We start from the raw sequence: 12,959 nt of genomic DNA on the forward strand, positions 1-12,959 counted from the left end.
CCCGGTCAAGGCTTTTGTCTGGAACCTCAGACTGTTGCACCGGCCACGGCATTCCACTGCGCCATCGCGCGGATCCGATGAATGTGGGTGGCGAGGGCTGAGCGTTTTTGGTGCGGCGGGACGAAGAGATTTCGGATTGCTGAAAAGACTGAGATGAAACGTTGCAAGCCGCCGGCAGATCGAAATCCCTGCATCATCCGTTCTCGTTTTCGAAGTGGCACGTGAGAATTCTCCGCGCGATTGTTCAGCCCCTTGTGGGATCGATGTTCGACGCCGGGTATTACATCGCGCCTTGCCGCACCGTATGAGCGCAGTTTGTCGCCGACGATGCGCTTCGGCGACAGGCCTTGCTTCTTCAGCAGCCTGACCAGCAATCGCTTGGCAGCCTTGGTATCGCGGCGGGCCTGGACGATCTCGTCGAGAACGTAGCCGTCCCGGTCAACGGCGCGCCAAAGCCAATGTTTCCGGCCGCCGATGGAAATCACCACCTCGTCCAAATGCCAGACATCCTTTTGCGACGGCTTCTTCTGCGCAAATGCTTGGCATAAGCCGCCCCGAATTTACGGCCCCATCGCCGGATCGTTTCGTAAGATACGACAATGCCCCGCTCCAACAGCATTTCCTCGACCAACCGCAGGCTCAACGGAAACCGGAAATACAGCCACACAGCATGGGCGATGATCTGCGGTGGAAAGCGGTGGTCCTTGTAACTGATCGTCGTCGAGCTCATCCTCGCCCAATTATCCGTCAACCGTTAAGTTGCAGACAACGTGACATCGCAGTGCTTGGATAGCTCAGGCTGTTGAACGAAAATGCTGGAGAGGTCGCGGATGGCGCCGGGCGTGTCCCGCTTCCGGCTTCACTCACGCATGCGGATCCCCGCAAGCATGAATGAAAGATATGTCATTGCACGGCTATCCAAAATTCGCAGACATATACAATTTGCGCACGAAACATTGCGTCGGCAGTCCGCACTCCATCGGAAAACGCAGGAATTAACAAAGACTTAAGCACTTCGGATATTTCTTGCACATTAGTATGACTTATTTGACGGTGGTTTTATTGCGCTCGGGTCTTTCATATTCCATTGGTAGGGCCTTCAAAACCCTTCGCGGTCTCGGAAGGGACAGGGGCGGCAATGTCGCGATCGTTGTTGCCCTCACCCTGGTGCCGATGATAGTCGCAGTCGGCGCGAGCTTTGACTACATCCGTACTTACAATGTCCGCCAGAGGATGCAGAGCGACCTCGACACGGCCCTGATCGCCGCAGTCAAAGAGATCGATACCGACGACGCCGACGCCCTCAAGGAAAAGGTTGCGGACTGGTTCCACGCGCAGGTGGAAAACAGCTATACGCTTGGCGACATCGACATCGATACGTCAAACCATAAGATCACCGCGACGGCCAGCGGCACGGTTCCGACGACGCTGATGAAGATCGCCAACATCGACACCGTTGACGTCAGCGTGGCAAGCGCCGTCAAGGGGCCGGCCACCTCCTATCTCAATGTCTATATCGTCATCGACACATCGCCGTCGATGCTTCTGGCGGCAACAACGGCCGGCCAGTCGACCATGTATTCGGGCATCGGCTGCCAGTTCGCCTGCCACACTGGCGATGCACACACTGTCGGCAAGACGAAATACGCCAACAATTACGAATACAGCACGGCCAAGAACATAAAGCTGCGTGCCGATGTTGCCGGCGACGCCGTCAAGGACGTGCTTGCCTTGATCGACACGTCCGACAGCAATCATCAACGCATCAAGGTCGGATTATACAGCCTCGGCGATACCCTCACGGAAGTTCTGGCGCCGACGCTCAGCACGGACACGGCGCGCAATCGCCTCGCGGGCGCAAGTTACGGCCTCACCAGCGCGACCTCCAAGGCAGCCACCTATTTTGACGTGTCGCTTGCGACGCTCAAGCAGAAGGTCGGCACCGGAGGGGACGGAACGTCGTCGGGCTCGCCGCTCAAGCTGGTTCTGCTGCTGACCGACGGCGTCCAGTCGCAGCGCGAATGGGTGACCGACAAGGTCACATGGAAGGACGGAAAGGCCACGTATGGCGCATACTGGAACAAAGTGGCGCCGCTTAATCCGGATTGGTGCGCCTACGTCAAAAACCAGTCCGCCACCATGGCGGTGCTTTACACCGAATATCTGCCGATCACCTCGGACTGGGGTTACAACGCCACTGTGGGCTCGACCATGGCAAGCGCCAACTGGAAGAGCACCTACGGCGGCACCATGCAAAGCGGCGTGTCGACCAGCATCACCAGACGGGATTACATTCCCTATGCGCTTTCCGACTGCGCATCCTCCAAGAGCCTGTTCCTATCAGCGTCGTCGTCGGCCGAGATTACGGCGGGCCTGTCGGCGCTTTTCACCCAATATCTCGCATCCGTCCGGCTGACCCAATGAGGCGAGGGAAACACTTCGCATCGTTGCGCCGCCTGCTTGGCGATCGCAAAGGGGTCGCTGCGATCGAATTTGCGATCCTGGCTCTGCCACTCTTCATCATGATATTCGGCATTATCGAAGTGTCGCTGATGTTCTTCGTCAATTCGGCGCTGGACGCTTCGGTGCACAAGATCTCCCGGATGATCCGCACCGGCGAGGTTGCGTCCTCCAACATCACGCTGGCCGATTTCAAGGCCAGAATCTGCAACGACATGCTTCTCTCGTTCAGTTGCTCCAGCGATCTGCTGGTCAAGGTGATCGTGCTTTCCGACCTCTCGTCCGCCGCCAGCACCGACCCCATCGACGACAGCGGCAATCTCACTGTGACCGAGACCTATGATATCGGCAAGGGCAGCGACTACATCCTAGTTCAGACGTTCCTGCCATGGACGGCCGTCGTCAATTTCTTCAGCCTGTCGAGCGCCAAGCTTTCCGACGGCCGCTACCTGCTCGGATCTTCCGTTCTGTTCCGCAACGAGCCTTTCTGACATGATCATAAAACGGAGCCTGTCCTTCTTCCGCTTCGCCCGATCCCGCGCCCGCCATCTCATGCGCGACCGGTCGGCGGCTTCGGGTGTGGAATTCGCGCTGGTGTTGCCGATCCTGGTGATGCTCCTGTTCGGCACCGTCGATCTCGGCCATGCACTCACAGTCAGCCGAAAGATAGATGAGATCGCCTCTTCCACAGGCGACATGATTTCACAGCAGGGTTCCTGGACGAAATCCGACGTCGCCAAGCTTCTCTCCGGCGCCAGCTTCATCCTGCAGCCCTACGAGATGACGGGGCTCACGATCACCGTCGCCGTGGACGATATCGCCAAGAGCGGCAGTGCGACGGTCAACTGGTCTGCAGCACTCAACACCTCCGCTCTTACCTCCGGCTCGGCGAGCACAATCGAGGTCCCTTCGGAGATCCAGGATGACGGCGTGCAGGTGGTGCTGACCCGGGTGCAGTACACATTGACGACACCGGTCTCGGCGTTCTTTTCAAACTTCACCGGGCAGAATGGCTACAGCTTCGATCGCCATTACTTCAATCGCCCGAGGGTCGGCGACAAGATCACCTACAACTGAGCTGCGGGGCCCGTCGCAATCGGCGGGAGGTCCGCCGGATTGTCCACCAATAAGTCATGACAATGGTGATTGTGGACGATATGGAAGCCCCTTCACCAAGGGAGCACGAAATCATGGCAAAACGAGTTTTCGGCGGCATACGGCGGTCGCCTGTTATCGTGCCGATCGCGCTGGTGATGACTTTGTATTTGAATGGCACTGGCGGGGCAGCACCGACCGATCTTCAATGGTCCCAGGATCCGGGCAGTCATTGCAAATTCGTCGCGCCGGCATCCCTGACAAGCGGCCCCACCTTCTGGATCGGAGCCTGTGTCGACGGCAAGGCGTCCGGAGAAGGGATGCTGCGTCGCCGGGATGGCGACCGGCCCGGGCCTGCCTTCTTCGGCCGGATGAACGATGGTGTCCCCCAGATCGGCGTCATCGATCTGGGGGACGGATACAGAGCCGGCAGTTTCAGCGATGGCGACATCGGCGGTGGAGCCGAGCCTGACCCCGGAACCGGATAGACGCCTTTCGTATCGCAGCTGAGGCCGCGCGGTCGGTCAGCGCCAAATATGCTGGCGAGAACAACGCGGGATCTGCCCACCTTTACGAAGAGCTTGCCAAGACACTGGAACTGCAGACGGATTGAGCATGAGCGAGAAGCTGCAACGGCGATCCTTTCTGGCAGGGCTATGGGCAGCCCTGTCGGCAATGTTTGGAGGCAGCATGCCTGCGGCGGCGGAGAACCAATCTCCGCAGAGCGCCGAAGGCCGCGAAGGCAGAGCTGGCATCCATCCTTGGCTCGGTGTCGGAGAGCGGGTGACCGCTGACGTCGTGTTGGATGGCAAGCTGGTGGCCCAGCTGAACGACACGGCGACGCTTCCCGGCTTGAAAAAACTGCCCGCACTGGTGTTCAACTTGCCGCCGGGACTGAAGCGGCTGCAACTGCGCGGCTCGCTGAGGGATGCCGAGGGCCGGGCCGGATCGTTCTCGAAGACATGGACCGTGCGCGACATGGCCCCGATTTCGGCGACGCTCTATGACGGCTCGCGGCCATTGATCGAACGGGTGCGGGCTTTTGCCGAGAAAACCGAACTGGCGGAAGCGGCCGCTCCCCGGCTGCCTGCCGGCACGACGGCGCAAGCGGCTTTCCGGCAGCTGGAACGACGCCTGCATGTTCAACTGCCCGCGCCGCTGCGCCAACTGCTGGGCGAAGCGGACATACAGATCGGCGACTCCTATTTCCTGGCGCCACAGGATCTCGGGACGGTGAGCGAATTCCTGCTCAATGGTTGGGGTTATACGCGCATCGGCGGCCCGACCGCATTGGACGCGTTGCTGCCGGAGACCGTACTGGCTCGCTACGACCGCAGCGTGGCTGTGTTCATCGAGGTAGGCGACGGCCTTGGCGCCCTCGCCTGGGACCCGGCAGGCGTCAGCCTGCACGAGCAAACCAATAGCTGGGGCGACAAGGGCAACCCCGGCGCCCGGCCTGCCACACCCAATGAGGGCGTGTGGTACTGGCTGCATCAGGAGCACATAGACGAGCCCGAGCTGCTGCTCGACGACGACTATCAACCGAAGAGCGCGGAAGCGGCGCTCACCAACGTGTTCCAGCGCTTCGCGCTGTCCCAGGCCGCTTATCCCGAGACCGATGACGAGCTGGTCATCGACAGCGCCCATCCGCGCAATCTGCTGCAGCTCAGTTTCGACGGGCCCAAAAAACCGCGGCTCTGGTTCCGCAGCTACGATTATCACTACAGCCTCTATTGAGCGGAGCGGCTCACTCGGCAAGCCTGACGATGCCGTATGGATTGAACTTGAACTCGTCGATTTCGTAGGTGGAATCGAAGGAGAGGCTTGCGTGGCGTTCCTTCAGCGTCAGGTCGAGACCCCGCCCGGCGATCTCCTCGGCAACCGCATCAATGATGGCGACGACCTGTCTTTCGTTGCCGGCCGTCTCAGGCACATAGACCTCCGGCAATCCGACGAGATGGAAGCCGACGCTTTCCAGATATCCGCGCGCCGACAGCGGCCGCTTCGCGAAGGCCAGGCGGCCGATCCGCTGCTGGGCAAGAGAGTCCGCGGCTTTCACAGCGGCGGCGCCTTGCCGGATCAGCTCTCTCCATCGGTCCAGCCCATGGGCTATACCGGCGGATTCGCCCTTGACGGCGACGGCGCCTGCGCCGATCAACCGTTCGACAAGAAGGAGAGCCGCCATCGAAACCGTCACGGTCTCCCCCTGCTCCATGCTCGGGCCGAGGACATAGAGGACGGATTGATGATGGGCGACGGCGTCCTCGTCTTCAGGACCCCACGCATCGGGTTCGACCCGGTCCCAGCACACGGCGAAGGACTGGCTCATGCGATCGTCGGGCTCGGCCTGCGAGTAGTTGTCGTCGATGCTGAACCCGCCGGCAAAGTCGGCGATCGCCTGCGATGCCGCCTCGGACAGGTGGCTGAGATCACGATCCTTTCCGAGAAAGCAGAGGACATGCCGGGGCGTTACCGATGAGGCCTCGGCTCGCGCCTTGGTTTCCTCCCCGGTTTCAGGACCGGATTGCTTGGCCGACGACGACGTCCAGCCGATCATCGCCCATATGGACCCAAGGAGCGTGCGACGCATGAGATTCATGAAACCTTCCGTTCGGTCGAATGTTCACAGGCCACGACCTTGTAAGCGTATGAATTCCGAAACGAAAGCAGGATCATGAATGGAGATTGCGCCGTCATCGCCGTCACCGGGCGATACAGGGAAAGCGCAGCGGGCGAAGAGTACGGTTCCACTCGTCGGCCCCGGCTGTTTCTGTTATTTTCATCTCGGCGCATATTGGCTAGGGAGTCACGTCGGCAGCATGTCGGCAAATCAAGCGAAAATGCGCGAGAACTACACGACCGATGTCGCGCTAGGGCCGCTGCAAGCTGCGGAGTAATCGAGTGACAATAGACAGCATTGGGTTCGTCGGAACCGGCGCGATCACCGAAGCGATGGTTCGCGGGCTTCTCACTGAGCCGGCCTATGCCTCCGAGATTCACGTGTCTCCACGAAGCGCTCACATCGCCGCGACGCTGGCCGACGAATTCGCCGCCGTCAGAGTTGCCAAGGACAATCAGGACGTCGTCGAGCGCTGCGACATGGTGTTCCTGGCGATACGGCCGCAGGTCGCCGAGGAGGTCGTGCGCGCGCTATCGTTCAGGGATGGCCAAATGGTCGTCAGCCTCGTTGCGGCGACGGAGCGCCAGGCCCTCTCCGAATGGATCGCCGCCGACGTGCATCTGGTGCAGGCTATACCCCTGCCCTTCGTCGCCGGCCGGCAAGGCGTCACTGCCATCTATCCGCCCGATACCGCCGTCGCAGCGCTTTTCGATGCGCTCGGAACGGCTGTCCAATGCCAGTCGAGGAAGGAATATGATCTTCTCGCGGCAGCGAGCGCAATGATGTCGACCTATTTCGGCATCATGGAGCAGGTTGCCCTCTGGCTGGAAAGAAGCGGCCTCGAAAAGGCGAAGGGACAGGCCTACATTGCCCCGCTGTTTGCAAGCCTCGCGCAGAAAGCGAACAGCCCCGGCAACGAACCGTTCAGCGCGCTGAGCCGCGAATTCGCGACCAAGGGCGGACTGAACGAGCAGGTTTTCTCAGACTTCGAGAAGAAGGGCGGCGTTGTCGCGCTGACCGCTGCACTCGACGGGGTGCTTGCCCGGATCGAGGGCAAGAACTAGAAAGTCGGCGGCGTGCAGGCGCTGATGACCTCGCAGGGCACCGGTCCGACGCAGCGGAAGCGGTGCGGGCGCCTGCTTTCGAAATAGTAGGCGTCACCCGGCCCGAGGATCCGCCGCTCGTCATCGACTGTCACCTCGAGCCGTCCCGAGAGCACGATCCCGCCCTCCTCCCCCTCGTGAACAAGGGGAACCTTTCCAGTGTCGGAGCCCGGCTGGTAACATTCCTTGAGGATTTGCAGGCTGCGGCCGAACAGGTTTTCCCCAACCTGCCTGTAGGAGATGGCGCCCTTGCCGATCTCCACCAGCTCCTCGGCCGCATAGAAGGCCTTCCTTGGACGCTCGGGCTCGAAGGCGAAGAACTCCGCCAGACCGATGGGGATGCCGTCCAGGATTCGCTTCAAGGCCCCGACCGACGGGTTGGAGGCGTTCGATTCGATGAGCGAGATCGTCGAATTGGGCACGCCGGTGCGCTTTGCGAGCTCACGCTGGGAAAGCTTATGGGCGATACGGAGATGGCGAAGACGGTTGCCGATGTCGACGGACATGATGCGGTTCGTTTGTGTTGTTCAGAATATCCAAAATCATACTTCTCTATCCATTGAATTTCAACAGCTTGCACCGACAAAGAAAAGGACTTGTTTGAAAGGGAGAAGTTGCCATTCTCGGCGCCACCCCAAAGGAGGCCAGGATGGACCAGCTCAGCAAAACGAACGCGCCCGTACTTGAAAATTTCTGGATGCCGTTCACCGCGAACCGGCAATTCAAGGCCACACCCCGGCTTCTCGCGGCAGCCGAGGGCATGTATTACACCGACATCGATGGAAATCAGGTGCTCGACGGCACGGCCGGGCTCTGGTGCTGCAACGCCGGCCACGGCCGCAAGAAGATTGCCTATGCCGTCGAGCGACAGCTCGCAACCCTGGACTATGCGCCGACCTTCCAGATGGGGCATCCGATTGCCTTCGACTTCGCCTCGAAATTGGCTGCCACCGCGCCTGGGGGGCCGCAAGCCAAGCTCGACAGGATCTTCTTCACCGGCTCGGGCTCGGAATCGGTCGATACGGCGCTCAAGATCGCCATTGCTTACCAGCGGGCGATCGGCCAGGGCACCCGCACGCGGATCATCGGGCGCGAGAAGGGATATCATGGCGTCGGGTTCGGCGGGATTTCCGTCGGCGGTCTCGTCAACAACCGGCGGGTCTTCCCGCAAATACCGGCCGACCACATGCGCCACACGCTCGACGTCGAGCGCAATGCGTTTTCAAAGGGCCTGCCCCCGCACGGCGTCGAACTGGCGGACGATCTCGAGCGCCTGGTGCAGCTGCACGGCGCCGAAACCATCGCAGCCGTCATCGTCGAGCCGATGTCGGGATCGGCCGGCGTCGTCCTGCCGCCGAAGGGCTATCTGGAGAAGCTGCGCGCGACCGCCGACAAGCACGGCATCCTGCTGATCTTCGACGAGGTCATCACCGGCTTCGGGCGTCTCGGCACTCCTTTTGCGACCGACTATTTCGGCGTCGTACCCGACCTCATCACCACGGCAAAGGGCATCACCAACGGCACGATCCCGATGGGCGCGGTCTTTGCGAGCCGCAAGATCTACGACGGCCTGATGGTCGGACCTGATAACGCGATCGAACTCTTCCACGGCTATACCTATTCCGGCCATCCGGTCGCCTGCGCCGCCGGGCTCGCTACCCTGGAGATCTACGAGGAGGAAGGCCTGCTGACGCGCGCAGCCGATTTGGCCGAGTACTGGCAGGAGGCCCTTCATTCCTTGAAAGGAATGCCTCATGTCGTCGATATCCGCAATCTCGGACTGGTCGGCGCGGTCGAACTGGCTTCTCGTGACGGGGCGCCTGGAACCCGCGCCTACGACATCTTCGTCGACTGCTTCAACAAGGGACTGCTGATCCGGGTGACCGGCGACATTATCGCCCTCTCCCCGCCGCTCATTATCGAGAAAACCCAGATCGACACGATTGCCTCGACGCTCGGTGATGCCTTGAAGCGCGCGGCATAGATCCGCATCCCGCATGACGCTCCCGTCGGCGATCGGACGTCTGGTCCATCGTCGACGGAACCATCCGGCACGCCGAGATGGAGCTCAGCGCTTCAAGGTCTGCGACGGCAATTGGCCGAAGCGCTTCCTGTATTCGGCAGCAAACCGCCCCAGATGCGTAAATCCCCATCTGAGCGCGACGTCGGCGATGGCTTGCTTCTCATCAGACTCGAGCAAATCGCGATGGGCGGCGGCCATCCGAAGGTCATGCAGGTAAGACATCGGGGTCGTATCCCTGAACTGCCGGAAACCCTGCTGCAAAGTCCGAACGCTTACCTTGGCTGCCATCGCGATATCGTTGAGCGAAATCGGCTCGACGATGTGTTCCTGCATGAAGTCGATGGCCCATTTCACATGGCGTGGGGCTGGTGCCGGAGCAGGGAGCGCAAGCTCGTTCGAATAACGATGGGGGCAGGTCTCCAGAAGCAGATAGATCGCCGCGTCGCAGAGCGAACCGGCGGCCAGCGGCGAGCGCTGCAGCGGTCCGTTCCCGCTGAGGCCGCGATGGAGGCTCGAGACAAGTTGCTGGAATACAAGCCCGGGACCGGTCGTCAGATCGATGTGAGGATGAAAATCGACGTCGCCGCTGATCGTTCTCTCGAACATATGCGTCAGGTGGCTGGTGATCTTCGCCTGATCGACGAACAGGCCGAAATGACGGCGGGGGCCAAACAGGCGAGCACCCGCGGCACGACCTGCCTCAAGGATCGTGCCACGAGCGGGAACGGAATAGATTTGCTCCCGCATGCCTTCGAAGGATGCGTTCCCTGCCATCGGCAGAAAAACGATCATCCTGTCGCTGGGCGCCTCCCGCCTGATCAGGATTGTGCCTTCGTAGGTACAGTCGGCTACTGTTACCTCTTCTCCCACGGAGACGAAATTGCAGTGGTATGCAATTGGCATATTGCCTTCGGCCGCAACCTTGATCGGCGAGGTTGGCGTCGACAATATTTCCGAGAGTTCATCCGGGTCCGTTCCGCTGTGCGCCGTTTCCCGAAACAACATGCTCTGCACTGCCAGCTGTCGGGCGAGGCTGCCGTCGTTATCTATATGAGAATTAACGGACATTCGTGACCTCGAAAGGCGAGGCAAACAAGTGATAATGGATTTGCGCAATCATGTTCATCCCTCTTTTTGTGTTGCCCCGGGGCGGTTTAGCCGTAGCGGCTGATGGCGAGATCCCTCACATCGATTTCCGGCTGGCGGCCGCCGACGAGATCGCCGATGAGCCGCGCCGAACCGGTGCTCATGGTCCAGCCGAGCGTGCCGTGACCGGTATTGAGGAAGAGACCGGCGACCTTTGTCGGGCCGATGACCGGCGTGCCATCGGGCGTCATCGGACGCAGGCCGGACCAGAAGGAGGCCTTGGAAACATCGCCGCCGGGGAAGAGATCGGTGACCGAATATTCCAGCGTGCTGCGGCGGGCGAGGCCAAGATCGTTGGTATAGCCTGATATTTCAGCCATGCCGCCGACACGAATGCGATCGCCGAGCCGGGTGATCGCGATCTTGTAGGTCTCGTCCATCACGGTCGATTCCGGCGCGCGTGACGCATCGGCGATCGGGATGGTGAGCGAATAGCCCTTGACGGGATAGACCGGCAGCCGGATGCCGAGCGGCTTGAGCAGCAGCGGCGAATAGCTGCCGAGCGCGACCACCACCGCCTCCGCACTCATCCGCTCACGATCGGTGGTGACACCACGCACGCAGCCGGCCTCGACATCCAGCGCCTTGATCGTCGTCCCGTAAGCGAAACGGACGCCGAGCGCCTCGGCTTTGGCCGCCAGCGCATTGGTGAACTTGAAGCAATCGCCGGTTTCGTCCTTCGGCGTCAGCAGACCGCCGACAATCTTGTCGCGCACATGCTTCAGCGCCGGTTCGAAGCGGATGCAGCCGTCCCGATTCAGCACTTCATAGGGAATGCCGTCGGCAGCCAGCGCCTTGACATCCTTTGCCGAGGCATCGAGCTGCTGCGGCGTACGGAACAGCTGCAGGGTTCCCTGCATGCGTTCATCATAGGCGATGCCGGTCTCGGTGCGAAGGTCGGCCAGCGCGATGCGGCTGTAATCGGCAAGGCGCAGCATGCGGCTCTTGTTGATCGCATAGCGCTCGGAGGTGCAGTTCGACAGCATCCTCGCCATCCAGGAAAGCATGGCCATGTCGAGTTTCGGGCGCAGGATGAGCGGCGCGTGCTTCATGAACAGCCACTTCATGGCCTTCATGGGAATGCCGGGCGCTGCCCATGGCGAACAATAGCCGAAGGAGACTTCGCCGGCATTGGCAAAGCTGGTCTCCAGCGCCGGACCCGACTGCCGGTCGACGACCGTGACGTCATGGCCGGCCTTGGCCAGCTGATAAGCGGATGTGACGCCGACGATGCCGGCTCCTAGAACGATGACCTTCATAATGTTCCCAATGATGGAGCCGCCGGCTCTTAGCGATATTGCCTGTCGTAACGATCGCCCAGGCCGGTTAGGATTTCGTAAGAAATGGTGCCGGCGTCGCGGGCAATGTCCTCGAGCGTCTGATGGCGGCCAAGCACTTCGACGAGACTGCCGAAGGTCAGCGCGCCCTCGGGCAGTGCTGTGATGTCGACGGTCGTGCTGTCCATCGACACGCGGCCGACGATCGGCAGGCGGATGCCCTTGAAATAGACGGCGCCGCGATCGCCGAGGCATCGCGGCAGGCCATCGGCATAGCCGGCGGCAATGGTGGCTAGACGCGTTTCCCGTTGCGCCACATGCGCGCCGCCATAGCCGACCTTCGCACCCGCCGGCACGGTGCGCGTCTGCACGACGGCGACATTGAGGCTGACGACCGGCTCCATCGGGTTCTTCTCGCCGGCGTTCGGAGCGCCGCCATAAAGCGCGATGCCGGGGCGGGCGAGCACGCCGTGATAGGCGCCGCCCAGGAAAACGCCGCCGGAATTGGCGAAGGAAATGTCGAAGCCGGGAAATTCGTCGGCAATGCGGGACATCTCGGCAAACTGCTCGCCGTTCTGTTCGCTGTCCATGTCATCGGCCGAAGCCAGATGGCTCATGATGAACAGGATTTCGACGTTGCTGCCGTCGCCAAGAGCCGCCGCCAGCTCCGCTCGCTCTTCCCTGGGAAACCCGAGCCGCGACATGCCGGTGTCGAATTGCAGGACGGCGGGCAGGCAGCGCTTCAGAATGCGCGCGGCCGCCGACCATTGCCGCCACTGCGCCAGCGAATTGAGAACCGGGACAACCCCCATCTCGGCGCAGGCGATCTCGTTGCCCGGCTGCAAGCCGTTCAACACGAAAATCTGGGCGTCGTGCGCAAGGGCCGGTCTGAGCCTCACGGCCTCGATAAATTGGGCGACGAAGAAATGCCTGCAAGCTTCACCGTAAAGCGTTCTCGCCACCCGCTCGGCGCCGAGACCATAGGCGTCGGCCTTGACGACAGCGCCCGCGCGGACCGGCGCCAGCATCGATACCAGCTTGCGATAGTTGCGGCCGAGGGCGGCAAGATCGACTGTCAGATAGCCCGTGGCTCCTTGCGCGGTCGTGGCAGTTCGTGTGCGGGAAACCAAAATATCGCTATCCATGTCCACCCCTTTTTGATCTCGGGGAGCTTATGAAATAATGGGCGAAATTGCCGATCATTCAGTAGTCGATTATTGTTTGATTTGCTTAGT

11 protein-coding genes and 2 pseudogenes are annotated in these 12,959 nt (G+C 61.1%); 7 read left to right on the top strand and 6 right to left on the bottom strand.

The window, feature by feature from the left end; genetic code table 11:
• Positions 1-26: 26 nt before the first annotated feature.
• Positions 27-744, bottom strand: a pseudogene (locus tag A6U98_RS34445) (IS6 family transposase).
• 294 nt (positions 745-1,038) lie between these two features.
• On the opposite strand from A6U98_RS34445, the gene A6U98_RS34450 reads away from it, so the two are divergent.
• From A6U98_RS34450 to A6U98_RS34470, 5 genes and pseudogenes are all read left to right on the top strand, one after another.
• Positions 1,039-2,424 (top strand): TadE/TadG family type IV pilus assembly protein, encoded by a 1,386-nt coding sequence (locus A6U98_RS34450; RefSeq protein WP_064655689.1) that lies wholly within the window; start codon positions 1,039-1,041, stop codon positions 2,422-2,424.
• The gene (locus A6U98_RS34455) at positions 2,421-2,951 is read left to right on the top strand and encodes a TadE/TadG family type IV pilus assembly protein (protein ID WP_064655690.1); all 531 of its coding nucleotides are present in this window, start codon (positions 2,421-2,423) and stop codon (positions 2,949-2,951) included. Before A6U98_RS34450 ends, A6U98_RS34455 begins: the two co-directional genes overlap by 4 nt.
• A gap of 1 nt (position 2,952) precedes the next feature.
• Positions 2,953-3,537, top strand: coding sequence for a TadE/TadG family type IV pilus assembly protein (locus A6U98_RS34460; RefSeq protein ID WP_064655691.1), 585 nt, complete (start codon positions 2,953-2,955; stop codon positions 3,535-3,537).
• Positions 3,538-3,617: 80 nt separating this feature from the next.
• Positions 3,618-4,168 (top strand): annotated as a pseudogene (locus tag A6U98_RS34465) (hypothetical protein).
• A gap of 2 nt (positions 4,169-4,170) precedes the next feature.
• Positions 4,171-5,292 carry a hypothetical protein gene (locus A6U98_RS34470; protein ID WP_064655692.1) on the top strand — a complete coding sequence of 374 codons (1,122 nt, stop codon included), beginning with the start codon at positions 4,171-4,173 and terminating at the stop codon, positions 5,290-5,292.
• A 10-nt stretch (positions 5,293-5,302) separates the two neighbouring features.
• Here A6U98_RS34470 and A6U98_RS34475 read toward each other — a convergent pair whose 3' ends face one another.
• On the bottom strand, positions 5,303-6,154 hold the full coding sequence (locus A6U98_RS34475) for a hypothetical protein (protein ID WP_064655693.1): 852 nt from the start codon (positions 6,152-6,154) through the stop codon (positions 5,303-5,305).
• 302 nt (positions 6,155-6,456) lie between these two features.
• Here A6U98_RS34475 and A6U98_RS34480 point away from each other — a divergent pair, with 302 nt between their 5' ends.
• A complete protein-coding gene (locus A6U98_RS34480; protein ID WP_064655694.1) occupies positions 6,457-7,239 on the top strand; it encodes a pyrroline-5-carboxylate reductase in 783 nt (260 codons plus the stop codon).
• Here the strand turns inward: A6U98_RS34480 and A6U98_RS34485 are convergent.
• Complete coding sequence (locus A6U98_RS34485; protein ID WP_064655695.1) at positions 7,236-7,784, bottom strand: cupin domain-containing protein; 549 nt, start codon at positions 7,782-7,784, stop codon at positions 7,236-7,238. The two genes, A6U98_RS34480 and A6U98_RS34485, sit on opposite strands and share 4 nt — an antisense overlap.
• Positions 7,785-7,927: 143 nt before the next feature.
• Here A6U98_RS34485 and A6U98_RS34490 point away from each other — a divergent pair, with 143 nt between their 5' ends.
• Positions 7,928-9,262, top strand: coding sequence for an aspartate aminotransferase family protein (locus tag A6U98_RS34490; protein ID WP_064655696.1), 1,335 nt, complete (start codon positions 7,928-7,930; stop codon positions 9,260-9,262).
• Positions 9,263-9,346: 84 nt separating this feature from the next.
• Here the strand turns inward: A6U98_RS34490 and A6U98_RS34495 are convergent, their stop codons facing one another.
• The 3 genes from A6U98_RS34495 to alr all read right to left on the bottom strand — a co-directional run bounded on the left by A6U98_RS34495 (position 9,347) and on the right by alr (position 12,869).
• Positions 9,347-10,369: an AraC family transcriptional regulator gene (locus A6U98_RS34495; RefSeq protein ID WP_064655697.1), complete on the bottom strand. Its 1,023-nt coding sequence runs from the start codon at positions 10,367-10,369 to the stop codon at positions 9,347-9,349.
• 86 nt (positions 10,370-10,455) lie between these two features.
• Positions 10,456-11,706 (bottom strand): D-amino acid dehydrogenase, encoded by a 1,251-nt coding sequence (locus tag A6U98_RS34500; protein ID WP_064655698.1) that lies wholly within the window; start codon positions 11,704-11,706, stop codon positions 10,456-10,458.
• 29 nt (positions 11,707-11,735) lie between these two features.
• Positions 11,736-12,869, bottom strand: coding sequence for an alanine racemase (alr, locus tag A6U98_RS34505; RefSeq protein WP_064655699.1), 1,134 nt, complete (start codon positions 12,867-12,869; stop codon positions 11,736-11,738).
• Positions 12,870-12,959 lie beyond the last annotated feature (90 nt).

The sequence above is a fragment of the Rhizobium sp. WYCCWR10014 genome (assembly GCF_001657485.1).
Lineage (GTDB): Bacteria > Pseudomonadota > Alphaproteobacteria > Rhizobiales > Rhizobiaceae > Rhizobium.